This is a genomic window from Paraburkholderia pallida (assembly GCF_004524855.1).
GTDB lineage: Bacteria > Pseudomonadota > Gammaproteobacteria > Burkholderiales > Burkholderiaceae > Paraburkholderia > Paraburkholderia oxyphila.
In genome coordinates this window covers 1,070,835-1,094,803 of the sequence record NZ_CP038151.1, presented here as the reverse complement: position 1 = coordinate 1,094,803, position 23,969 = coordinate 1,070,835, and the positions used below count along the sequence as shown (strand labels likewise).

General features: G+C 62.2%; 21 protein-coding genes, 1 pseudogene and 1 riboswitch. Of the genes and pseudogenes, 14 read left to right on the top strand and 8 right to left on the bottom strand.

Annotated elements, in window-relative coordinates:
* The first annotated feature begins 178 nt into the window (after positions 1-178).
* The 8 genes and pseudogenes from E1956_RS39640 (at position 179) to E1956_RS39605 (ending at position 8,611) form a co-directional block, all read left to right on the top strand.
* Complete coding sequence (locus E1956_RS39640; protein ID WP_134758761.1) at positions 179-1,537, top strand: MFS transporter; 1,359 nt, start codon at positions 179-181, stop codon at positions 1,535-1,537.
* A gap of 123 nt (positions 1,538-1,660) precedes the next feature.
* Positions 1,661-2,833, top strand: coding sequence for a porin (locus E1956_RS39635; protein WP_134758760.1), 1,173 nt, complete (start codon positions 1,661-1,663; stop codon positions 2,831-2,833).
* Between the two features lie 529 nt (positions 2,834-3,362).
* Entirely contained in the window at positions 3,363-3,956 is a 594-nt protein-coding gene (locus E1956_RS39630; protein ID WP_232072220.1) for a sigma-70 family RNA polymerase sigma factor, read from the top strand.
* Positions 3,953-4,675, top strand: coding sequence for an anti-sigma factor (locus tag E1956_RS39625; RefSeq protein WP_134758758.1), 723 nt, complete (start codon positions 3,953-3,955; stop codon positions 4,673-4,675). The genes E1956_RS39630 and E1956_RS39625 overlap by 4 nt, the downstream gene beginning before the upstream one ends.
* A gap of 106 nt (positions 4,676-4,781) precedes the next feature.
* On the top strand, positions 4,782-5,363 hold the full coding sequence (locus tag E1956_RS39620; RefSeq protein ID WP_134758757.1) for a fasciclin domain-containing protein: 582 nt from the start codon (positions 4,782-4,784) through the stop codon (positions 5,361-5,363).
* A gap of 554 nt (positions 5,364-5,917) precedes the next feature.
* Complete coding sequence (locus E1956_RS39615) at positions 5,918-6,904, top strand: zinc-dependent alcohol dehydrogenase family protein (protein WP_134758756.1); 987 nt, start codon at positions 5,918-5,920, stop codon at positions 6,902-6,904.
* Positions 6,905-7,144: pseudogene (locus E1956_RS39610) on the top strand (NAD(P)(+) transhydrogenase (Re/Si-specific) subunit beta); the annotation flags it as partial.
* Between the two features lie 342 nt (positions 7,145-7,486).
* The gene (locus E1956_RS39605; protein WP_134758755.1) at positions 7,487-8,611 is read left to right on the top strand and encodes a methyl-accepting chemotaxis protein; all 1,125 of its coding nucleotides are present in this window, start codon (positions 7,487-7,489) and stop codon (positions 8,609-8,611) included.
* Between the two features lie 173 nt (positions 8,612-8,784).
* Here the strand turns inward: E1956_RS39605 and E1956_RS39600 are convergent, their stop codons facing one another.
* Positions 8,785-9,618 carry an MBL fold metallo-hydrolase gene (locus tag E1956_RS39600; RefSeq protein WP_134758754.1) on the bottom strand — a complete coding sequence of 278 codons (834 nt, stop codon included), beginning with the start codon at positions 9,616-9,618 and terminating at the stop codon, positions 8,785-8,787.
* Positions 9,619-9,742: 124 nt separating this feature from the next.
* Complete coding sequence (locus E1956_RS39595) at positions 9,743-10,744, bottom strand: ABC transporter substrate-binding protein (RefSeq protein WP_134758753.1); 1,002 nt, start codon at positions 10,742-10,744, stop codon at positions 9,743-9,745.
* Positions 10,745-11,150: 406 nt separating this feature from the next.
* A riboswitch (guanidine-I (ykkC/yxkD leader) is annotated at positions 11,151-11,275 on the bottom strand.
* A gap of 425 nt (positions 11,276-11,700) precedes the next feature.
* On the opposite strand from E1956_RS39595, the gene E1956_RS39590 reads away from it, so the two are divergent.
* The 3 genes from E1956_RS39590 (at position 11,701) to E1956_RS39580 (ending at position 14,008) form a co-directional block, all read left to right on the top strand.
* Positions 11,701-12,243 (top strand): 2,4'-dihydroxyacetophenone dioxygenase family protein, encoded by a 543-nt coding sequence (locus E1956_RS39590; protein WP_134758752.1) that lies wholly within the window; start codon positions 11,701-11,703, stop codon positions 12,241-12,243.
* 55 nt (positions 12,244-12,298) lie between these two features.
* Complete coding sequence (locus E1956_RS39585) at positions 12,299-13,114, top strand: alpha/beta fold hydrolase (protein WP_134758751.1); 816 nt, start codon at positions 12,299-12,301, stop codon at positions 13,112-13,114.
* Between the two features lie 117 nt (positions 13,115-13,231).
* Complete coding sequence (locus E1956_RS39580) at positions 13,232-14,008, top strand: enoyl-CoA hydratase/isomerase family protein (protein ID WP_134758750.1); 777 nt, start codon at positions 13,232-13,234, stop codon at positions 14,006-14,008.
* 96 nt (positions 14,009-14,104) lie between these two features.
* Here the strand turns inward: E1956_RS39580 and E1956_RS39575 are convergent, their stop codons facing one another.
* Together E1956_RS39575 and E1956_RS39570 are read right to left on the bottom strand one after the other, a co-directional pair.
* Complete coding sequence (locus tag E1956_RS39575) at positions 14,105-15,166, bottom strand: serine hydrolase domain-containing protein (RefSeq protein WP_134758749.1); 1,062 nt, start codon at positions 15,164-15,166, stop codon at positions 14,105-14,107.
* 41 nt (positions 15,167-15,207) lie between these two features.
* On the bottom strand, positions 15,208-16,518 hold the full coding sequence (locus E1956_RS39570; protein ID WP_134758748.1) for an MFS transporter: 1,311 nt from the start codon (positions 16,516-16,518) through the stop codon (positions 15,208-15,210).
* Positions 16,519-16,772: 254 nt separating this feature from the next.
* Here E1956_RS39570 and E1956_RS39565 point away from each other — a divergent pair, with 254 nt between their 5' ends.
* Positions 16,773-17,681 carry a LysR family transcriptional regulator gene (locus E1956_RS39565; RefSeq protein WP_134758747.1) on the top strand — a complete coding sequence of 303 codons (909 nt, stop codon included), beginning with the start codon at positions 16,773-16,775 and terminating at the stop codon, positions 17,679-17,681.
* A gap of 210 nt (positions 17,682-17,891) precedes the next feature.
* Here the strand turns inward: E1956_RS39565 and E1956_RS39555 are convergent, their stop codons facing one another.
* Positions 17,892-18,539 (bottom strand): LysE family translocator, encoded by a 648-nt coding sequence (locus E1956_RS39555; protein ID WP_134758746.1) that lies wholly within the window; start codon positions 18,537-18,539, stop codon positions 17,892-17,894.
* 477 nt (positions 18,540-19,016) lie between these two features.
* Here E1956_RS39555 and E1956_RS39550 point away from each other — a divergent pair, with 477 nt between their 5' ends.
* Positions 19,017-19,250 carry a hypothetical protein gene (locus E1956_RS39550; protein WP_028220657.1) on the top strand — a complete coding sequence of 78 codons (234 nt, stop codon included), beginning with the start codon at positions 19,017-19,019 and terminating at the stop codon, positions 19,248-19,250.
* A gap of 164 nt (positions 19,251-19,414) precedes the next feature.
* Here E1956_RS39550 and E1956_RS39545 read toward each other — a convergent pair whose 3' ends face one another.
* The gene (locus tag E1956_RS39545) at positions 19,415-20,320 is read right to left on the bottom strand and encodes an aldo/keto reductase family oxidoreductase (protein WP_134758745.1); all 906 of its coding nucleotides are present in this window, start codon (positions 20,318-20,320) and stop codon (positions 19,415-19,417) included.
* A gap of 133 nt (positions 20,321-20,453) precedes the next feature.
* Here E1956_RS39545 and E1956_RS39540 point away from each other — a divergent pair, with 133 nt between their 5' ends.
* On the top strand, positions 20,454-21,407 hold the full coding sequence (locus tag E1956_RS39540; RefSeq protein ID WP_134759686.1) for a LysR family transcriptional regulator: 954 nt from the start codon (positions 20,454-20,456) through the stop codon (positions 21,405-21,407).
* 58 nt (positions 21,408-21,465) lie between these two features.
* Here E1956_RS39540 and E1956_RS39535 read toward each other — a convergent pair whose 3' ends face one another.
* Positions 21,466-21,972, bottom strand: coding sequence for a GAF domain-containing protein (locus E1956_RS39535; protein WP_134758744.1), 507 nt, complete (start codon positions 21,970-21,972; stop codon positions 21,466-21,468).
* 115 nt (positions 21,973-22,087) lie between these two features.
* On the bottom strand, positions 22,088-23,230 hold the full coding sequence (locus E1956_RS39530) for a porin (RefSeq protein WP_134758743.1): 1,143 nt from the start codon (positions 23,228-23,230) through the stop codon (positions 22,088-22,090).
* Positions 23,231-23,969 lie beyond the last annotated feature (739 nt).

Sequence of the window (23,969 nt, the reverse complement as noted above, 5' to 3'; positions counted from 1 at the left end):
GCCGAAGCAGCGGCGCGGCACGCTGCTTCAGTTAACGCTCTCCGTTCCGCGTTGCGCGAAGACGGTGCCGCATATAACGACATCAAATCTTTGGAGACATCGCAATGAAAACGCTCTCTCGCACCCGCTCTCGAGGTGCGCAACCCCCGCTCGCGTATCGTTTCGCATGGGGGCGCGCATGAACACGCCCGAACGCACCATCGACACACAGGCATTTATCGACGGCCAGCGCTTCTCGCCGTTTCAGTATGTCATTCTCGTGCTGTGCTTTCTCGTCGTCGCGGCCGATGGCTACGATACCGCGGCGATAGGCTTCATTGCACCGTCGCTCGTGCAGCAATGGGGCGTTGCGCGCGCTGCGCTCGGGCCGGTGATGAGCGCGGCGCTCGTCGGGCTCGGTATCGGCGCGATGCTCGCTGGGCCGTTGGCCGACCGCCTTGGACGCAAGACTGTGCTCGTGTTGTCGGTCGGATTGTTCGGGGTGTGGAGTTTCGCTGCGGCATTTGCCCATTCCATCGAATCGTTGACCGCATTGCGCTTCTTCACCGGCCTCGGACTGGGTGCCGCGATGCCCAATGCCGTCACGCTGATGTCGGAATATGCGCCCACGCGGGTGCGGGCCGTCGTCGTCAATGCGATGTTCTGTGGCTTCTCAACCGGACTGGCGCTGGGCGGATTCGCGTCGGCCTGGCTGATTCCGCATTTCGGCTGGCAAAGCGTGCTCGTGGCAGGTGGTGTGGGGCCGGCGCTGCTCACGGTGCTGCTTGTTCTGTGGCTGCCGGAATCGGTCCAGTTCATGGCGATGCGCAAGCACGCAGACGCGAAAATTGCCCGCATCCTGGGGCGCATTGCGCACGGCGTGTCGCTGGACGGTGTCCGCTTCGTGCCGCCCGAAGGGGCGGCGTCCACGAAGCGTGAAGGGGCGATCCGCGTCGTGCTCTCGACTCGCTATCGCTTCGGCACAGTCATGCTATGGGTCGCGTATTTCATGGGACTCCTCATCTACTATCTGCTGACCAACTGGCTTCCTACGCTCTTTCGCGATACCGGATTTTCCGGCGAGAACGCCGCGTTGATGACATCGCTTTTCCCGCTCGGTGGTGTCCTTGGCAATCTCTGCGTCGGCTGGGCGATGGACCGCTTCAACGCCAATCGCGTCATTGCAGCGACATTCGTCCTTGCCGCTTTGCTCGTCGTGCTCGTGGGACGCGGCGTCGGTCACCAGCTATGGCTCGGCACGCTGATCTTTCTGACCGGAACCATGGTCACGAGCGCCGTGACGTCGATGTCAGCGCTCGCAGCGGCGTTCTATCCGACGCATGGACGCGCCACGGGCGTGGCGTGGATGTTGGGCGTAGGGCGCATCGGCGGCGTGGCTGGCGCAATGGTGGGCGCGGAGTTGATGGCGCTGGGCTGGCAGTTCAGTGCCGTGTTCAGCCTGCTGGCGTTGCCTGCGATCGTTTCCGCATGCGCGCTTTATATGATGACGGGCCGCAGCGAAAGCGCCGTGCAACCCGTGAAGCGACAGGGCGCATGAGGTCAATAGCGCAAGTGACAGTGGCGCCGTCGCTCGCGCACTGAGCGGTGGCGTCAATTTTTCAAAATGCGGTTCGCAACGCTCTATTCGTAGTGCGAATAAAAGAATATTTGGAGACTCTCGATGAAAAAGCAAATTCTTGTGGCGGCGCCCATTCTCTTATACGGTTCGCTGGCCTGCGCGCAAAGCAGCATGACGCTTTACGGCGTGCTCGACGAAGGCTTGATGTTCAACAGCAATGTTGCGACGGGAGCCTCACAGGGCGGCCACAAGGTGTACCTCGATTCGCTCAATGGACTGTTTGGCAGCCGTTGGGGCATGCGTGGCGTCGAGGACCTCGGCGGCGGCACGCATGCGATCTTCGATCTGGAATCGGGTGTGAACCTCAATAGCGGGGCGGCCGCGCAAGGGGGCCTTGAGTTCGGCCGTCAGGCCTGGGTGGGACTGAGCAACCGGCGCTACGGCGATGTCACGCTCGGCCGGCAATACGACGCGCTGGTCTATTACGCACAACCGGTGACCATCCAGGGCTATCTCGCCGGCGAAGCGTTTCAGCATCCCGGCGATTTCGACAATACCGCCAACTCGCTGCGGACCAACAACGCTATCCGCTATGCGAGTCCAAATTTCAACGGCCTGACGTTCGGCGCCGAGTGGAGTGTGGGCGGCATGCCGGGCAATGTGAGCGGCAACGGCGGCTATTCGGCGGGAGCCGCGTATTCGAACGGGTCGGTGACGCTCGGCGCAGCATTCCTGTACTTCAAGAACCCAACAGGCAGTACGGCGAGTTCGGGTTTCTTCACGAGCAACGGCAGCGGCACCCAGTTGACCGGCATATTGAACAAGGGCTACGAGACTGCGGCTTCATATCAGGTGGCCATTGTGGGCGGCACCTATACGCTTGGGTCGGTGCAGTTCGGCACGTCGTGGTCGAATGTCGAGTACGGCAACATCGCTGCCCTGGGCGGTGCGAGCGCGAAGTTCAATAACGTGGACGCGGGTGTGAAATGGACTGTGACGCCGGCGTTCAGTCTTGGCGCGGCGTACGACTATGCGAAGGGGGATAGCGTCTGGACGCCCGGCGGCAGTGTCGGCAACCAGCACTTCAATCAGGTCTGCGTGCTTGCCGACTATTTCCTCTCGAAGCGCACCGATCTTTACGTTGAAGGGGCCTATCAGATCGCGTCGGGTACATCGTCGACGGGCGCGTCAGCAGTGGCGAACATCGGCAACGCGGGCGATTCGTCGAATGGCCGCCAGGCGTTGGTGCGTGTCGCGATTCGTCAGAAGTTCTGAAGACGATCGCGACGTCGTTTGGTCGGGGAACCATTAATCTTTAACTTGGGAAGAGGCGCCAGAGCGGCAATACTAGCCGTCATGCCGTCGTCGTCATATCGGCATTGAGTATTTTTATCACATGCCTGGAGGCAAAAGAACGCCATCGGCGGCGCGGCAGCGCGAATCGCGGGTACGAAGACAGGCCGTCCTGCAGGGAAAAGCAGGAGAAATCACGGGGAAGCGGCAAGCCCTCAGAAATCCTTACGGACGGCGTTGATCAACGGATGCAGGTGCGCGAACAAATGTTCCTGGTCGTTGCGCCGTTGCAAATTTTTCTGCAGCACATGCATCCAGACACTCATTTGTTCCGTAGCTGGTAGATTGGCAGATAGCGGCGTAGTCGGAACACGACTGCGGTCCACCCCGGGAGGGCCGGCGAATGCGATGGCAACTGGCGCAGAAGACGCTCGTTTCGTGCAGCCACCGCATGGCGGCAACGCCTGCGTTCGAGATCCGGCGCAGCCGATCCAGACGGAGCACGACGTCCATGAGTGATAACCCGGCAATCGATGGCGCTCACCTGACGGGCGATCCCGAATCTCGTCGCCGCGACGAACTGAACTTGCTCCTGCTCGACGTTGGCACAGGCAATCGGGTCGCTTTCGCCGCGCTCTACCGGCGCACCTCCGCAAAGCTGTTCGGCGTGTGCATGAAGATGCTGCGCGACCGCGGCGAAGCCGAAGAGGTACTGCAGGAGGTCTATGTCGCCGTGTGGCGCCAAGCCGTGACGTTCGATCCGAAGCTGGCGAGTGCGATTACCTGGCTTGTCGCCATCGCGCGCAACCGGACGATCGACCGCCTGCGGCGGCACCGCGAGGAACCATTGGACGAATTGGCGGAGGAAGAGATTGTCGATGAGAGCCCGTCACCGGCCGCGATTGCCGAGCACAGCGAGGAGCGACGCCGCCTGGAGCATTGCCTGGAGGAATTACCGGCCCGGCAGGGTAGCATCGTACGGGAAGCATTCTTCACGGGCGCGACCTATGCGGAACTGGCGGAGCATTTGAGCGTACCGTTGGGTACGATGAAAAGCTGGATCCGGCGAAGTCTGCTCCAGCTAAAAGCGTGTCTCGAACAATGAATACGCCCTTATCCAGCCCAGATGATCTGCGGTGCGCCGAATATGTCCTTGGGGTACTCGACTCAGCCGGGCGCAGGCAGATTGAACAGGCACTGTTGCGCGATCCCAAGCTGGCCGCAAGCGCCGCACGCTGGCAGAGTCGCTTGATGCCACTCAACGAAGATATTGACGAGATCGCGCCCGCGCCCTATGTGTGGGCGCGCATCCAGTCCGAACTGGGCTTCGCTCCCGTTGAGGCGCCGCGGCCTCGCGTCAGGCTATGGGACAACATCCGTTTGTGGCGCTGGATTGGTGTTGGATCGAGCATCGCTGCCATGGCGCTCCTCATTCTTTCGATACTTCCCGTCCGCGATGCGCGCGTCGCTGTGCCCGGCCAGGAGGGCTATAAGGTGGCAAGTCTTGTGCGGGACGGAGGCCGCGCAGGATGGACTGCGATCGTCAATGTCGAGCAGGCCCGCATGGTGGTTGTCCCGCCAAACGACATCCCGGTTGCGGCAGACCGCTCTACCGAACTGTGGCTGATTGCGCAGGGCGGGCGACCCGTGTCGCTCGGCGTAATCGCGGCAGATCGACCAACCATCGTGACGCTGCCGCAAGCCCGGCTCGCACAGTTGAACGCGCGAGCGATTCTGGCTGTGTCGCTGGAACCGCGCGGCGGATCGCCGACCGGACAACCGACCGGGCCGGTGCTGGCGAAAGGCATCGTGGGCGGCGCATGAGTATGTCTTGCCGGGGTGCGCGATAACGCATGCATCCGCTGCTTCGTTCGACCCGTATCTTCATTGGCTTCCAGTCCGGAAGCATTGATTCTTCGGGAGAACCCAGATGGAATCCTGCAACAAGATGAAGACTGTCGGCGCGATGCTGGCGCTTGCTCTGATACTGGGAACGACGTCCGCAGCGAGGGCTGGATCGCTGCCCACGGACAACACCGTGGAGGTAGGCGGCGCCGCCATGTATCCGTCGAAAAATATCATTCAGAATGCGGTGAATTCAAACGACCACACCACCCTGGTGGCCGCCGTGAAGGCCGGCGGACTCGTCGACACGTTGTCGGGCAAGGGACCCTTCACGGTCTTTGCACCGACCAACGAAGCATTCGCCGCGCTGCCCCCCGGCACGGTTCAGACGCTGCTCAAACCTGAAAACAAGGCTATGCTCGTGAAGGTGCTGACGTACCACGTAGTGCCGGGTCGCCTCACCGCGCAAGACCTTGCCATGGCGGTGAACCAGGGCGGCGGCAAGGCGAGCCTGAAGACGGTCGAGGGCGATTCGCTCATCGTCGGCAGAGACGCTAAAGGCTGGACCATCACAGACGACAAGGGCGATGTCGCGCACGTGACGATCGGCGATGTCATGCAGTCCAACGGTGTCATTCACGTCGTCGACACCGTACTGTTGCCTTGAGTTCGAATGGAACACTGGGGACGGGGGCGTCACTCCGAAGGTGTGAAATCTTGTCGCCAAGCGCCATGCCTCGTTCCCCCCGTGTCACTTGCATTCGCTTCGGCTGTGGCGGGATCTCCGCCACAGCCGACTGGCTCAACGCACAAATTGTCGACAGTTCGGTCGTGGAAATCGAACCACCGCCGCTGGCCGCACTGTGTCCCGCGACCATGTGATGCGATCGTCCCAGGTGTCTGCCTCATGCGGTCGGCATAAGACGACCCACACCGGCACCTCGAGTTGCCATGTACGAATTGGTCACTTCCTGGCAATAATGGTCATTCGCGCGGCCGGGGGCTTGGGCAAACCTGTATCGCCACTTGAGGACAATTACTGCGATAGCCTGGTCGCTTTGTCTGGAAGGCGGTCCAGCGAGGCGGCCGTAGACCGCGCGGAGGCACGGATCGCCCCGCCTCACTCATGCGTTCGCCAGCGAATCGATCGTTTCATCCGGAAGTGCGCGCAGTCGCGCGACGCGTCGTAAATCAGGGAAATCAACCCGACAGGAACCCACCATGACCATGCAGGCGCTCGTCCTCAACCGATACAACGGCCCGCTCGAATTGACCGAAATCCCGATGCCCGAACCCGCACACGGTCAGGTGCGCGTGCGCATTGCCGCAAGCGGTCTCAACCCCCTCGACACCAAGATCCGCAGTGGCAGCGCAGCCCATGCGAAGCATCCGCTCCCGCTGGTGCTCGGCATCGATATGGCTGGCGTGGTCGATGCCGTCGGGCCGGGCGTGACCGCTTTCAATGTCGGCGACGAGGTCTACGGTATGACGGGCGGCGTCGGTGGCATTCAGGGCTCGCTGGCCCAGTATGCGGCGGTCGATGCCGACCTGCTTGCGATCAAGCCGGCCAACCTGTCGATGCGTGAATCCGCGGCGCTGCCCCTCGCGTTCATCACCGCCTGGTCCGGCATTGTCGACCGGGCCCATCTGCAAGCGGGCCAAACTGTGCTGGTGCAAGGCGGAGCAGGCGGTGTCGGGCATGTCTCGGTGCAACTGGCGTGCGCACTCGGCGCCCAGGTTTTTGCAACTGCGAGTTCACGCGACCACGAACTCATTGCGCGTCTGGGCGCTACGCCCATCGACTACCGGTCGCAATCGGTCGAGCAGTATGTTGCATCGTTGACGCAGGACACAGGCTTCGACGTCGTGGTCGACACCGTCGGCGGCCCCTCGCTCGATGCGTCGTTTGCGGCAGTCAAGCATTTTGGCCATGTCGTCAGCGCGTTGGGCTGGGGTACGCATGCGCTGGCGCCCCTGTCGTTTCGAGAAGCGACGTACTCAGGAGTCTTCACCCTCTATCCGCTCCTGACGGGCATGCATCGCGCGCATCACGGCGCGATGCTGCGCGAGGCCACGCGGTTGGCCGATGCCGGTAAGCTCACGCCGAATCTCGATCCCCGCCGGTTCGACCTGCGGTCCGCGGAACTCGCCTACGACGCCATCACGAACGCCACCGCACGCGGGAAAATCGTGGTGGACATCGCGTAAGTGCTGCTCGCGGAGGCCAAGGTGCCTTATGACATCGTGCTCGAGAGGGATGAGATCAACGAAGACCTCCCTTCTACCGATGTTGCGATCGTTACTGGCTCAAACGACATCGTCAATCCGGCGGCACAGGACGATCCGCACTCGCCCATCGCCGGCATGCCGCTCTTCTACAAGGAGAACGCGCTGTTCCACGGCGACACCAGAAAGTCGCTCGACGAACTGTTGACCCGGGTTCACTGAGGGACTCGGCGCGCGCTCCTGTCCACCTGTCTTGCGGCCATGGGGGTTCTGCCGCAGTACGGTACTTGTTCGCCCGAAGGGCTTTAATCGTTTTGCAAGCGTTCGCGGGTCTGCGTGAACACGGATTGGGGGTAAACACCACTGTCGACGCCAGATCTCGGGCCGTAAACGAGGGGTCAGCGCGTAGTCGCAAAGCTGCGGCCACGGCGACATTGCGCGCAAAAAGCGCCCGTCAATGCCACACAGCTCGCCGCGCTTTCGTCTTCATGACGCCGCCGCGTCTTGCTCATTCACCAGGGAAACGAAGTGCCAAAATCTGCGCTCACGATCAGACTCAAGTTCATGTTCGCGTTCGGCGTCATTGCCACTTTGATGCTGGCCGTCGGACTCATCGGAATAGTCGGCCTGTTGCACCTTGATGCCCATGCCGCTCCGTTTTACCGCTGGGCGATGACAAGTCTGGTCGCACTCGCGTCAGTGGGCTTTGCTGTCGCGCTCTACGCCGGCCTCCATCTGCAGGCCGTGGTATGCGGCGGCTTGTATCGCATCGCCAGTAAGTTCGAGGACATCGCGGTGACGCTCGATTTGTCGGCGCGGTCTTCACCGCGGCGCATGGACGAGTTTGGCCGCTCCGCCGTTGCGTTCGACAAGTGGATGAGACGCATGGAAGAGACGATGTTGTCCGTCCGCTCCTCGACCGAGCTGGTGACCTCGGCGACGCGCGACATCGCCGCCGGCAACCTCGATCTGTCCGCCCGCACGGAGGAGCAAGCCGCGTCGCTGACCGAGACCGCCTCGAGCATGACGCAACTGACCGGGACCGTGAAGCAGAACGCCGACAGTGCACGTGAAGCGAGCGGCCTTGCCGCCGACGCGACGAACATCGCCGATATGGGCAGCGACGTCGTGCAGGCGATGGTGGCTACGATCGACAAGCTATCCGGCAGCTCGAACAAGATTTCCGAGATCACAGGTGTGATCGAGAGTATTGCGTTTCAAACGAACATTCTCGCGCTCAATGCTGCAGTCGAAGCCGCTCGCGCCGGTGAACAGGGGCGAGGCTTCGCTGTGGTCGCGAGCGAAGTTCGAAGCCTCGCTCAACGATCGGCCACTGCGGCCAAGGAGATCAAGGACCTGATTGCCTCTTCCGTCGCGACCGTCGAGGCCGGCTCGCAGCAGGCGAGCGAAGTCAGCACCGCGATGAGCGAGATCAAGGGCGCCATCAAGCGCGTTTCGGCAATCGTCCGCGAGATCGCCAGTGCGTCGGAACAACAAAGCCGCGGCATCGAGCAGGTCAATCAGGCCGTCATCCAGATGGACCAGGTGACGCAGCAGAATGCGGCGCTCGTCGAGCAGGCGGCAGCGGCCGCGGGCTCGCTCGAGGAGCAGGCCGGGAAACTGAAATCGACGGTGTCGTCATTCAAGCTTTCCGATACGACGCGACTCGCGGTCTCGATCGATGCATAGTGCAAGCAGGCCAATCGGCTGGTGGACTATCCAAGCTGCCAGTTCGACTTGCTGAGCTATACGTTCAGACCGCGAAGTGTCATGAATCGGACGGGCACGCTGTATATCGGGTTTACTCCGCGGCCCATCCGGACTTCTGAAGGCAAACGATCTGATCTTCGAACCCACCACTGTTATCTCAGGTTCCACCGGCTCAAATAGTCGTCGATGATCTGTAGCAGTCGGGCGCGGTCGAAGCTCGGATCATGGCCTGCATGAACGACGCTCACCGGAAGCTCTTTAAGCTTGCGCAGCGACTGCGCGTAGATGTCCAGATCCATGCCGGGCCCTTCGTAGACAAGGGGGCCGTCGTAGATCAGATCGCCGGTAAAAAGGACGCCGGTCGCTTCTTCCCATACGCAGATGCTGCCGGGTGAATGACCCGGCAGATGAAGAATCTCGAAGCGTTTGTCGCCCAAGTCGATGACGTCCTTGTCGGCAAGCAGGCGGGTCGGAACCGCACCGCGCAGACGATAATCGAATGGGTTGAAGTTCGCGTGGGGAAAAGCGTCGACCAGCAACTCATCAAACGGCGGATAGCCCGCCTCGACGAAAATCTGACTCAACGCAGGATGGATGTCTGAACAAATGAGCGTGACCACACCGGACGGATGTTCCATCTGGCGCGCTTCAGCAGCGTGAACCCAGCGGTGTTCGAACTCATGGATCGCGCCAATATGGTCGATATGCGTGTGGGTCGCCACCGCAATGATCTCTTTGCCGTCGAACAGGTCGGGGAAGCTCTCCCGCAATGGCACGATGCCCATGCCGCTATCAATCAGCAGGTCTCTCTCGCTACCGCGGATATGCCAGAAGTTCGCTTGCTCGAGCGGATGCACATGAGGTTCCCAGATGCGGGTTATGCCGTTGTGCGAGTCAAGGCGTTGGTACCACGCTTCGGCCACGGGATAATCGGTTTCTGACTGCCACTGCCGTCGCATCGTGTCGAGGTGAGTAGCCGGATTCATCGTTTTCCCTCAAACATGTAAATGGATCGCAACCTGAGTGCTCATGTCGTTGCGGGGTCGAGTGGGCATCGCCACAGTCGGAGGCGCGAATCGGTATTCGCTCCTCCGAGTTCGGATGGCCGGCTTATCTCGCGTTGATATACGACGCGTCAAAATAACGGTCGACGTCCTGTGATTTCGGATATATCGCGTTGCTCACGTTGAAATCGTCGGCGACCTTCGACGAACCATATAACGATCCGAAGCCTTCTCCCTTGACGAAGATCTTGCGGTTGTCGCTCAGGTTCAGCAAGTGGGTCCCCTTCAATAGCGGTAGAAAGGCCTCGGGCGTCAGGTTCACGCGAGCCGCCATGATCTTGACGGCGTCTGGCTGTGTCGCGGGGTCGTTGATATAGCTGACCACGTGATTCCATACCTTGACCACTTTCACCCAGTCAGCCTTGTGGGCGGCGAGGCTAGTCGGGCTGACTGCGACGCCGTCGTAAATCAACCCCGGTTCGTTGGCCGACGTGAAGATCGGACGCGAACCCGGCACACGCTGCATGGCCTGCCCCGATACGGGTGCCCATACGCCGATCGCAGAAATATCGGACGAGGCGAGGATTTGCGGCAGCTCGTTGGTCTTCGCATTGACCAGCGTGACGTCCGACTCTGTCATGCCGGCCTTCTTCAGGCCGTCAAGCAGCAACAGATGATCGACCAGTCCTTTCTCGACGGCAATTTTCTTGCCTTTCAGGTCTTTCAGACCTTTGATGCCGGGCTTCGCTACGACCATATCGTTGCCACTCGAATAATCGGTGAGCATGATCATCACCGACTTTGTTCCGCTGGCACCGGTGGCTAGCAGGTCGCCGTTGGTTACGCCGACGGCGTCGAGCTTGCCTGCTGCAAAAGCGTCGAGTGCTGCGGAGTAATCGAACCACTCAAAGTCAACATCGACGCCCGCTTCCTTGAACCATCCTTTATCGATTGCGACCTGCCATGCCACGGCGCCCGGCCAGTCGTTATAGGCGATCTTCAGTGGCTCAGCGGCATGCGTGGCCATTGAGGCCGCGAACAACGCCATGAGCGCGATGACCCGATTCGCAGCGTGTTTGACGGTCGTGCCAAGTTTTTGATCGTGCATGATCTATCCGTTTGTGATTCGAATCTGATGGATCTCATAGTTTGCGAACACAGGGCGAAGGGCTGCCCGGTTAAAGACGAACATGCCAATGAGTTGCCGCCTCTGACTCTTTCCGAGATCGGTTCGCATGACGAAAAGACGGAAGGTTCTTATTCCGACATGACTAGATGACTTTTCTATGCGGTCGACACGCTACGTGGTGGCGCGAGAAAAGCCAATTTGGGCAGCGCGCTGGCTGCTGGCATGCGATTGCAGCACTGGTTCCGGGGGCTTGCCTGATCGTTAAAAATCAGAGGGACATATTGTCCGCACGTGAGAGGCAGAAGATTGACGCCGGGAGAAGAGGGCATGAAGGCTCCTTGCTCGGTTGAAATAAAGGCGTGAGAGGGCGAAGAACAGCATCGCGACCTCCCGGGCTTTTATCCCTCCGTGGAGCCTCGTCGCAACCTCGCAGATAGAGGAAGCGGTAAGGCCGGATCGCTCTCGGACCAGACATCGCGCAACGCGACCGGAACCCTAGCAATCCTTAAGAAGATGTAAATGGCTTCACACCTCTCGGGGTCGAATTAAGCAATGTGTGTGCCAGTGAAGCCGAAGATGGCGAGCGGTAGGCGTCATGCGGGCCGCAACACCTGGACATCGCCTTTTATGTGCGCACGACGCTAGCGTGTGAGACCTCTACTTGCCCTGCCAAGGTTCGACGATGCACAAGATGAAGGCGTTCGCACCAGTATCGATCACGCCCATTTTTCACCGGAGCGCTGGCGCGGAGCCAACCTTGCTCAACCTGCTGCCGCGTTCCGGCATCAGCCGTGGTACAGGCGTCAAACGCGTTATGCCTGCCTGGAATGGATGTTATGTGCCTGAAGGGACTTCTGCCAGGGTGACGCCGCGCGCACCATCTGGATACCACGAATCTCCCGCCGGGATTCGAAATCCTTTGGAGGTCTCGCAACATGACCAGCACAACCGCCGGAAAGCCTGATGAGCGTGCGATTGCTTATCAACTGCCTCAACCCCCTGACATGTCACCCGACATCGTGCATCCGGGCATACTCGGCAAATGGCTGGAAGACGACAAGCTTTGGGTACCCATGACGCCCACTGTTTCATTCAAGCCGCTGCTCCTCAGCGCCAGCCAGGGCTACTACGTCAATCTTCTCAGAGTGCGCCAGTCCGGCGTGCTCTCGCGCCACCGCCATACCGGACCCGTCCACGCGATCGTTCTGCGAGGCAGATGGTATTACCTCGAGCACGACTGGGTTGCGGAGGAGGGCGGTTACGCACACGAGCCGGCAGGCGAGACCCACACCTTGTACGTGCCCGAGGACGTCAAGGAGATGATCACGTGGTTCCACGTCACGGGCGGGTACACCTACGTCGATCCTCAAGGCGTGGCAGTGGGATACGAAGACGTGTTCACGAAGATCGAAGCCGCTCGCAAACATTACGAAGAGATCGGCCTCGGTGCTGACTACGTAAAGCAATTCATTCGCTAAGACAATTCATGACATGCGAGTTGCGCACCACGGGTCGCAACGGAGGATTTTCACAATGGAACGACGAACGGTTGACGTGGCTGGCGTGCCGGTCAGCTACCTGAGCGCCGGTGACCCGGCAGCCCCCGTCTTGTTGATGCTGCACGGCACCTATTGGAGTCGTGTATGGCAGCCGGTGCTCGACGATCTGGCCGCCGCCGGATTGCGCGCCATTGCGGTGGATTTTCCCGGCTCCGGCCGCTCGGGTGGCGAGTTGACTATCGCGGATGCCTCGATCCCCGCGTTGGCGAATTGGCTGCCGCACTTCCTGGACGCGCTCGGTATCACGGGACCGGTGGGTGTAGCGGGGCACGACATTGGCGGAGGTATTGCGCAGCAGGTGCTGGTCGACGGGAAGATCGAGGTCAGCAAGCTTGCGCTCGTCAATGCAGTGATGTTCGATTCGTGGCCGGTGCCCGGCGTTGCCCGGTTCCGCGATCCGGCGGTGGCCGCGGCGACGACGACGGAGGATATCCTTGCTGCCCGTCGCAAGTCGGTTCTCACCGCACTGGCCAGGCCAACGACGGAAAGCGAAGTGGCCGAGTATCTCGAACCCTGGACGGAACCGCGCGTTGCACGGTCGTGGCTCGCCTTTGCCGGTGCGGCGGACAATCGTTACACGATGGAACTGCTGCCGCGTCTTCGCGCGTCGCAAACGCCAAAGCTGCTCGTTTGGGGGGAAGACGACAGCTTTCAGCTCGTCGAGCACGCGGAGCGTTTCGCCAAAGAGATCCCGTACACGCAGCTTGTCCGGATTCCCAAGGCGGGCCACATTCCTATGGAAAATGATGCTGCCGCAGTGGCTCGTGCGTTGGCCGGATTCTTTGCGTGACGCCGGGCATCGGGGTGCTCCATGGGCTTAATTTGGGGGCCTTTCTGTTACTTGATGAAATTAACCCGCCACAGGCCGGCGGTGCCAATTCAGTACGTTCTGACTTAGGAGAGCATCGTGCAATCGAATCCGGACAACTATTTCACCGCCTACAGCAACCTGAAGTTGACACGGGATGAGGACGGCGTGCTGGTCGTGCAGTTCCATACCAATGGAGGCCCGCTGACTTTCACGGCGGAGGCCCACACCGAGGTTGTCGACGCGTTCTACCGGATTTCTCAGGATCGGGCGAACAAGATCGTCATCCTCACGGGTGCAGGCGGGGACTTCATGACCGGAGTCGATTGGGCATCGTTCAAGGACGTCTCCGACCCCGATATTTGGAGCCAGATCCATGACGAAGGCGTTCAGGTCCTGGAAAACATCGCCAATATACGCGTACCCGTCATCGCGGCCATCGAGGGGCGTGCCCATATCCACTCGGAATATGTTCTGCTGGCCAACGTCATTGTGGCTGCGGAAGGTGCCACCTTCCACGACATGGGCCACTATGCTGCGGGTGTTGTGCCTGGCGACGGCATCTTCACCACCTGGAGCTATCGCGCGGGAGCGGGGAGGGCGGAGGCTTTCCTGTTCAATGCACAGCCCATTACGGCGGCGGTTGCACGCGAGTGGGGCGTGGTTGCCGAGGTCGTGCCAGACGGCGGGGCGCTTGGCCGCGCACAGGAACTGGCGAGGCAGTACTTGAAAGCACCTGAAGTGGCACGCCGCAATACGCGCATTCACTTTATTTGGCCGCTGAAACAACGCATCGTGCAGGAAGTTGGCTATGGGTTGTCGCTCGAAGGCGCCTCCGCAGCGGCGCTTGTGAAAGCCATGCACGCGAAGGGCTGACCACCACGAGCGGCACCGCTCGATTTGCGAAAAAGCCGGGCAGGCGCGCGGCGACGCCGAGGGTCGTGTGAATCCTGATCGCAGAACCTGCGCCGCTCACCCGTGGGTTGCCCGGTGCAGCACCTTGCCGAAGAACGCATCCGCGAACTGCGAATCTAGCCAGCGCACAATCAGCGCGATCTTGCGCTCGGGCTCGATCCACATGAACGAACTGCCTGCGCCGACGCCGAAGTAGCTTGACTCGGGCACACTCGGAAACATGCGCTGCCCTGTGTTGAGCCACACCAGCGAACCATAGAACGGCGCGATCGGGCAGGGCGTGCGCATGCGTGCGATCCATTCGCTCGAGAGCACGCGAAGGCCTTGCGCCACGCCATCATCGAGCAGCATTTGCGCAACCTTTAGCTGATCGTTCGCGCTCACCGACATGCCGCCGCCCCAATGCGAGCCGCCGGGCACCGACTGCACGCGCTTGCCGCCCATATCGAGCCACGCGTTGTCGTAACCGACCCATTGCCAGTTCTCGCTCGCGCCAACAGGCCGCATGATCGTCTCGCGAAACACTTCCGGCAGCGACCGCCCGAACAGATGCAGCAGCGCAAGCGAAAGCTGGTTGATGCGCACGTCGTTGTATTCCCAGTAGGTGCCGGGTGTCTGCAAGGGTCGCAAATCGCCCTTTTGGCCGTTGGGCGGCTCACCGAACGTGACGGCGCGATAGTGATCGGCCTGATCCGGGAGGCCGAAGCACGTGCCTTGCCATTCGCTCGTCTGTTGCAGCAGATGCGTCCACGTGACCGATGCATTGTGACCCTCGTCGAAACCGATGCCCGGCACACGTACGCGCACTGGCTCATCGGGATCGGGCAGCAGGCCGCGGTCGTGCGCGACGCCCGCAAGCAGCGCCAGATACGTCTTCGCGATGCTGAAGGTGAGGTCGGGACGATCGGGCTCGCCCCATTGCGCAAAAAGGCGTCCCTCCACGGAAACGGCGCCCGATACGGGACCGCGGTCATGGATCGGACCGAGCAGGCGGTTCCAGGGCGGCGGATCGTTCATGTGCACGCCAAACTTGCCATCGGCGTTGCGATCCCATGCCGATTCGTGATCGATGGAAAACTGAATGGCGTCCTGAAACTCCTGCGGCAAATCGTGTTGCATACGTGCGTGGTTCCTTTGTGTGTCCGTCCGTTTCGGTCGGTTCAGCGTGCCGCGAGGCGTGCGCGCGCCCAGATCAGCGTAACGAGGCTCACGACCGCCGCGAACATCAGCCAGAGCCCCGGCGCGAGATTGTTGCCCGTCGCCGCAATGAGCGCGGCGACGGCAAGCGGCGTGAAGCCGCCGAACACCGTCGTGCCGATGTTGTAGGCGAGCGCCATGCCCGTGGTGCGCGTGCGCGTTGGGAAGAAACCGGCCATGAGCGCCGGAATCGACGCGAAATAGGTGACTTTCAGCACCGCGACCCAGATTACGGCGGCCAGCAACGTGAGCAGTGATGGATGCGCGTTCACGAACATGAACGCGGGATAGACGCTGAGGAAAAACAGCACGCCCGCGACGAGCATGATACGCGTGCGGCCCACCTTGTCCGACCAGTGGCCCACGACAGGCGTGAGCACGATGGCGATGAGGCCGGCAACGAGTGTGGCGATGAAGCCCGACGTAGGCGCGAGGCCGAGCTGGCGCGCGGCATAGGTCGGCATGTAGAGGAGCACATATTGGGCCGACGTGGTCAGCACCAGCACGCCAATCGATGCAAGCACGCGTGACTTTTGCGTGGCGAGCAGCTCGCGCACGGGCGAAGCGGCCTTTTCGATGCGCTCGAATTCGGGCGTTTCGTCGATGCGTCTGCGGATATAGAGACCCACGGGACCGATCAGGATGCCGAACAAAAACGGTATGCGCCAGCCCCAGCCTTCGAGCTGCGGCCGTGTGAGCACACTCATCAGCACCGCGCCGAACAAGGAGACGAGCACCGTGCTCGCGCCCTGGCTTGAAAACTGCCAGCTCGACATGAAGCCGCTGCGCTGCGGCGCGTGCTCGATCAGGAAAGCCGTGGAGCTGCCGAATTCGCCCCCCGCAGAGAAGCCTTGCAGAAGACGCGACGCGAAAATGCCGATGGGCGCGAGTATGCCGATTGCCGCGTAAGTGGGCATCAGCGCGACCATGCCGGTGCCGATCGTCATCAACGCGATGGAGAGCGTGAGCGATGCCTTGCGGCCTTTGCGGTCGCTGTACGAGCCGAGCACGAGCGCGCCGACCGGCCGCGCGAGATACGAAAGCGCAAACGTGCCTAGCGTGAGCAGCAGCGAGATCGTTGCGTTGTGGACGGGGAAGAAGAGCTTCGACAGCGTCGACGCGAAGTAGCCGTACGCGAGCAGGTCGTAGAACTCGAGTGCGTTGCCGATCGAGGTGGCGAGGATGAGCCGCGAGACGCTCTTCCCCGAGGTGTTTTGCGCGGGCGCTGACCAGGGCTCGCTGCCGTGATGCGCTGGAACGGAATCGATGCTCATTGCGGATTCCTCATGCAAGCGTTGTCGGAACAATCTCGAGGTGCTCGCGTTCCGCACGGGCAACCCCGCACCGCATGTCCTGTCGATCGGAGCAAGCGCTTGAGCGCTTACACCGATCCTGCGCCAGTAAGGGCGATGTCCTGTTGAAAGTCACTTTCGACGATCCTGCAACCGCCGTTATTTCTGCGCAATTACAATATTTGCGACCCACCGTTGCCGAAACGGCAAAGCAGAACGAGACCACGCCCATAGACATGGACAACACCGCCCTGCGTTATTTTCTGGAGGTGGCCCGCTGCGGCTCGCTGAGCAAGGCGTCGGAGCGGCTCTACGTGGCGGGTTCGGCGCTGAGCCGGCAGATCGCGAGACTCGAAGCGGAGTTGGGCACGCCGCTATTCGAGCGGCGCCCGCGCGGCATGGTGCTGAGCGAAGCGGGGCGCGTGCTCGCCGAGCACGCACGACGCAGCCTGCTCGAGACGGAGCGCGTGACAGGCGAGATTCGCGGCTTGACCGAGGGCGGCCGCGCGACGATACGCGTCGCGAGTTCCGAAGGCCTGGCGCCGCATTTTCTGCCGCAGGTGTTCGCGCACTTTCTCAAGGCCTGGCCGAAAACGCATTTTCAGCTGGACGTGTCGGCGCCTTCCGTGGCAACGCAGCGCGTGAGAGAGGGGACCGCCGATATTGCCCTTTGCTTCAGCCTCGCGCCGGAGAAAGAGATCGCCGTGCACTATTCGCAGCGCGCGCCCATTTTCGCGCTGATGCGGCGCGATCATCCGCTGGCCGCCCGCGAATCGGTGTCGTTGCACGATTTGCTGCCATGGCCCGTTGCGTTGCACAACCAGGGCGTCACGATCCGGCAGCTCTTCGACATCGCGTGCAGCCTCGAAGGGGTGATCTTCGAGCCGGTGTTCGTGAGCAACTATCACGTGGCGCTGCAAAGGTTCGTGCGCCTCACTGACGCCGTGACGTTCACCGGCTTTCTCACTGTGCGTGGTCATCTCGAAGTGGAGGGGCTGACCGCCGTGCCGCTCATGAACCCGGAATTGCATCAGCGCACGCTGCAGATCCAGACGATGGCGGGCCGCACGCTGCCGCAAACCATGCAGGCGTTTCTCGACTTGCTCACGCGAGCGATCGACGACGAAACGGTTGTCGTCGATTGAATGGATGCATAAGACCCCAATCAGCGCACAGGCTTGTTCTGCGGAATGCGCGCCATGATGCCGAAGCGGTCCGGGTGCTTTTCGCAGGCTTCGAGCGCGTAGTCGATGCGGTCGCCTTCCCACCGATGAGCGTCGTCAAAACGCCAAGAGGGGCTTCCGAGTTAAAGATTAATGGCTCCCCGACCACTGTTCTTCGCAAGCGACAGTCGCTTACTGGCGAATGAGTGCCATCATCGCGCCAAAACCAACGAACACACTGCCCGTCACGCGGTTGAACGCCTTCGCCACGCGCTGGCTCTTGAGCGTTGCGCCGATGCGCGTGCCGAAGCCCGCATAGACCAGATACCAGCTCACTTCGCACACGGCGAAGGTGGCCACCAGCACGCCGAACTGGGGCAGCGTGGGACGGCTCGCGTCGATGAACTGCGGCAGCAGCGCCGCCGCGAACAAGATCGCCTTGGGGTTACTGCTCGCCACCAGAAAGCCGTTGCGGAACAGCGCGCCCGGTGAGCGCCCGGCGCGGGGGGCGAGCGCCTCGGCCATGGCTTCGCTGGCCCCGGCGCCGCTCTCGCTCACGGGCGAGCGCCAGGCCTTGACGCCCAGATACACGAGATACGCCGCGCCAATGAAGCGCAACACGTTGAACATGGTCGGCCACGCTTGCAGGAACACGCCCAGGCCGGCGGCGGAGACGGCCAGCATCAGCACAAGCGCCGAAAGGCAGCCGCCCATCGTCGCGCTGGTGCGGCGCATGCCGTATTGCGCGCCGTGCGACATGATGAGCAGCATATTGGGGCCGGGAATGGCGCAGACGACGAAGACTGTGGCGAGGAACAGCCACCAGGTGTGGAGACTCATGACGACAGCGTGTTGAAAGACGAAACGTGAATTATGCCAGCCCGCGCGGGTGGGGAGTGGAGCGGATTTTGAGTGCCAGGCGCCCGGTTTTCCGGGCGTTCATCGCGCGTTGGCCACGCGCTTGATGGCCGCTTGACCGACGCGGCGCGAAAGAAAAGAAAAAGCCCGCCGAAAGGTTCGCTGAATGGAACGCCGGGGCGGGCTTGAACCACGTCAAAGGAGACATGGAGGAGACGGATTCAGTATAAGCACGCCCTTGACGCGCCGCAAGAATCGTAAGTCGATTGAACCGTTAACCATTGTCAATTTTTGAGGGATATGATTGCCCTGCGTATCACGTGCGCCCAAAATGCATCAACGCCCGCCGCATTGGGCGAGCATCAAGGGCGGCGGAGAGCCTGGGCGCGATGACAGCGCCGCGCAGGCGCAACGCAGGAATCTGGCTGCAATCGAGCGGCAATCTACCGGAGGGATCAAATGGGCATTCTGGACGAAGTAGGCAAGGTCGCTGGTGCGATCGCCGCCGTGGAAGCAACGGAAAAGGTCGACACGGACGCCGGTTTCCTGACGAAGGCGGCCGCCGCGGTTGCGGGCTTCGAGGGCGCGGGGGCGCTCGAGAAGATGGCCGAGAAGAAGGAAGACGAGAAGCAAGCCGACGACGGCACCCAGCAAGCCGACGCAGGCGATGCGGCGCCGGATTCGCAGACCTGATCTGCGAAATCCATTGCGCTCCACGTAGTTGCGCACGAGCCGCTTGAGGGAGCGGCGCGTGCGGTCGATGAGAGTGGCAGAACTCTGTCAACCGCGGTCTGATGGCCGCGGTTTTTTTTCGCCTCGGTTTTCGACTGGCGGTTCTGCCGGACGTGCTCACAACTTCATGCGCCAGGCTTGCCGATCGCATCGAGTTGCGCCAGCACCTCGACTGAGAGTTCGAGCGTTTCTGCGCTCATATTCTCATGCAGATGCGCGAGCGATGACGTCCCCGGAATCAGCAGGATATTGGGCGCGCGGTGCAGGAGCCACGCGAGCGCGACGGTCATCGGCGCGGCGCCGAGCGACTGCGCGATCTCCGAAAGCGCCGTCGACTGGATCGGCGAGAAGCCGCCAAGCGGGAAGAACGGCACATAGGCGATGCCACGTGCGGCGAGCGTGTCGATCAGCGCGTCGTCGGTGCGATTGACGAGGTTGTAGTGGTTCTGCACGCAGACGATGGGGGCGATCTGCCCGGCATCGTCGATCTGCTTCGCCGTCGCATTGGAGATGCCGATGTGGCGCACGAGCCCGCGCTCGCGCAGCGCAGCGAGCGCTTCCATTTGCCTTTCAATGGGGCCTTCGGAGGGCTGGTGGACGTCGCCCATGATGCGCAGATTGACCACGTCGAGCGCATCGAGACCCAGATTACGCAGATTGTCGTGCACGGCGCGCTCGATATCGGCGGGCTCCTGCGCGGGCAGCCAGGCGCCCGTGCCGTCGCGCACCGCGCCCACCTTGGTGACGATCGTGAGATCGGCGGGATAGGGATGGAGCGCCTCGCGGATGATCTGGTTCGTCACGTGCGGGCCGTAGAAATCGCTCGTGTCGAGATGGTTCACGCCGAGCGCGAGCGCTTCGCGCAGCACGGCGACAGCCGTCGCGCGGTCCTTCGGCGGCCCGAACACGCCGGGGCCGGCGAGCTGCATGGCGCCGTAGCCCATGCGGTTGACAGTGCGGCCCGCGAGCGCGAACGTGCGGCTCGGTTGGGCGGCCGAATGAGTGGACGGTTGGCTGGACGTTTGCGGCATGTCGTGCTCCTCGTGAGTGGATGGCGCCAGTATGGGCGCTGCCGCGTTGTTGGATAATCCCACCTGATCCGCACGGGTTGTTCGAAATTCCGCACAATGCAGTGCATACGCACGCATGCAACTCCCGACCGCCATGAGTCACGAAACCCCAACGCCAGCGAACCCCTCGCTGGCCGCGTTCGAAATGAACGATCTGGCCGCCTTTGCCGCCGTCGCGCGCGCGGGCGGCTTTCGCGACGCGGCCCGTTCGAGCAGTGTTTCCGCTTCGAGCCTGAGCACGGCCGTGCGTCGGCTCGAGGCGAAGCTCGGGCTGCGCCTGCTCAACCGCACCACGCGCAGCGTCGCGCCCACGGAGGCGGGGCAGCGCCTGCTCGAAACCATCACGCCGCTGTTCGCCGAAATGAAGGCCGCGCTCGACGTTCTGAACGGCTATCGCGACCGGCCCGCGGGCGTGCTGCGCCTGAACGTGCCGGCCAATGTGGCGCGCAGCATCCTGCCGCCGATTCTCGCGCGGTTCGTGGCCGCGTATCCCGAGATCCGCGTGGAAGTGGTGGTGGAGGACGGTTTCGTCGACGTGCTTCAGGTGGGCTGCGACGCGGGCATCCGCTACGACGAGCGGCTCGAGCAGGACATGATCGCGATTCCGATTGGCCCGCTCGTGCAGCGTTTCGCAACGGCCGCGTCGCCCGCGTATCTCGCCGCGCGCGGCCGGCCCGCGCACCCGCGCGATCTGCTCGGGCACGTTTGTCTGCGCGTGCGTTTTTCGGGCGGCGCGATGGCGATCTGGGAATACGAGCGCGATGGCGAGACCCTGCGTGTCGATCCGCCCGGCGCGCTCGTGGTGAAGCCGGCGGCGGCGCTGGATCTCGCGCTCGAGATGGCGCTGGGCGGCGCGGGCGTGATCGCGCTGTTCGAGGACATGCTGAAGCCGCATTTCGCAAGCGGCGCGCTCGAGCCGCTGCTGCAGGACTGGTGGCCGCAGTTTTCCGGGCCGTTTCTCTACTATCCGGGCCGGCGGCACTTGCCCGCGCCGCTCAGGGCGTTCGTCGATTTCCTGAAGGCGGGTGGTCCGGGCGAGGGCGCGTAGCGGCGAGGTTCCGCAGGCGTTGCCGCCGTTAGCGTCTGCGGGCGTTCATCGGCGAGGGTCAGCGCGAGGCCGCTTTTTTCCAGCCGAATTCCACGAACACTCGGCACAGCTCGGCCATGCCTTGCGCGTCTGCTTCGTCGAAGCGCGCGAGGTGCGGGCTGTCCACGTCCCACACGCCGATGAGCGAGCCGTCCGGCGCGACGAGCGGCACGACGATTTCCGATTGCGAAGCCGAATCGCAGGCGATATGGCCCGGGAACGCGTGCACATCGGCGACGACCTGGGTCTCGCGCGTTTGCGCAGCGGTCCCGCACACGCCCTTGCCGAGCGGAATGCGCACGCACGCGGGCTTGCCCTGGAACGGGCCGACCACGAGCTCGGTGCCGTCGAAGAAGTAGAAGCCGGCCCAGTTCAGCCCTTCGAGCGAGTTGAACACGAGCGACGAGAAGTTCGCCGCGTTGGCGATGCCATCGGCTTCGCCTTCGATCAGCGCACGCGCCTGGGCGGCGAGCGTGGCATAGAGGGCGGGTTTGTCGGCGGGCAGAGTGTCGGAAAGCGAAAACATGGGAAGTACCGGGTTGGGCGAAAAGCGCGAGCGCCATCGCGTCGAACGAGGGCGCCAGTTTAGGCCACTTCGCGCATTTTTGCCGGGCCGGGATCGCCCCCGGAGACCGGCTCGATCAGAACGTGTGATTGATCGCGAGCCGCGCGACGATCTGATGCGAGTTCGACGAGGCGCCTGCCGTGCCCGGAATCAGCGCATCGTCGAGGGGCGTGCCGGTGTTGCCGCCCGAGACCGACTGCCAGACTAGCTGGCCATACACGGACGTGCGCTTGGACAACAGGTATTGCGCCATCGCGCCCACCTGGTTCCAGTGCAGCGACGAGCGTCCGCTGTCCTCGTCGAGCGAGGCGCGCGTGTAGGTGTACATGCCGCCCAGGATCACGGCGGGCGTCAGGTTGTAGCGCGCGTTAATTTCGAAGTTGTCGAATTTCAGGCTGGCGTGATCGCCGAGGCCCAGGTCGCCCACGTAGATCGACGCGCTCGGCTGCATGACGTTCGCGCGCGTGTACACGGCCCCGAGCGTGACGGGGCCGATGCCGTAGTTCGCGCCGAAGCCCCACGTTTTCTGGTTCTGCGCGGCGAAGCCGATGTCGTCATTGGCAATCGAGCCGCTCGCGTTCGCGCCTGGTGCGTCCAGATCCTCGTAGACCGCCGCGAGTGTGAGCGTCTGCCACGTGTAGTTCACGCCCGCGCTGAAGACGCGGTTGTTCGCGAAGCCGCCCGCCTGATTGCTGAAGCCGTAGAGCGCGGTGGCTGTGAGGCCTGCCCATGCGGGGCTCGTGTACTTGACCGAGTTGCTGGCGTGGTACGTGGCGTCGGTGTTGTCGTTGTCGAGCGGATGCGAGAACAGGAAGCCTGCCCAATTGCCGTTGGCCGTCAGGAGGCCCACGGTGTCGGCGATCGAGTCGAACTGACGACCGAACGTGAGCGAGCCGTAGCGGTCCGACTGCAGCCCGACGTAGGATTGATAGCCGAACAGGCGTCCGCCATAGGCTGTCTGGCCGTTGTCGAGCGCGAAGCCGCTTTCGAGGTCGAAGACGGCGTTCAGGCCGCCGCCGAGATCTTCTGTGCCGCGCAGGCCCCAGCGGCTGACCGAAAGCTCGCCGCTTGCGGTTTGCCAGGACGCGTGGCCGCCCACGTTGCTCGTGTAGTTGATGCCTTCGTCGAGAACGCCGAAGAGTGTCACGCTGCTTTGCGCGGCGGCGTGCGAGCAATAAATCAGGAATCCTGCTGATGCGGCGACGAGGGTTTTATTCATGAAATGGCCGTGGCGATTCAGGTTGAGTGCGGGTTGGATGCGAGGCATCGAAGCAGGACTTGTGCCATGTGGATGCGGGCCGCCTGGTGGGAGTGGGCGGTGGTGGACCGTAGGTGCTGTGTCGCACTATTCGACAAGTGTTTCGAGTTGCGTCTCAAGTTGAGACAGTGCTCGCGCTACTCGGGATGGTTTGCGCGGTTCATGCGCGTTTCCTTGTTTTGCATTCGGGATGCAAGCGTTGCCCCTGTGCGGGGCGGCACCTACTTTTCTTTGCAGCCGCAAAGAAAAGTAGGCAAAAGAAAGCGGCTCAAACCGCCAGTGTGACGCAGTCCCCCACTGCCCTGTATATCGGAGCGGCTCCGGAGCGTCTGCCATCACGGAGCGTATAGCGGAGTGACTAAGGGCTCATCCATCCGGCGGCGCTGCGCGCGCCGTGGGGCATAACTAAAACCATTGGGATATACGCGTATTCATTGGAATCCAATGTATTCACATGGAAGAACACTCGCGTATCAGTAGGAGTACAACATATTAGGCTGCAGAACTTCCGCGTATTCGCATGGCAGCGCGCCCGGTTTTCCATGCATACCCTTCCGCCCGCGCGTAGCGCGTGGCGGGAATCATGAGCCCTTTGTCACTAATGTGGAGTGTGCGAGATGACGGATGCCCCGGAGCCGCTCCGATAATAAGGGCAGTGGGGGACTGCGTCACACTGGCGGTTTAAGCCGCTTTCTTTTGC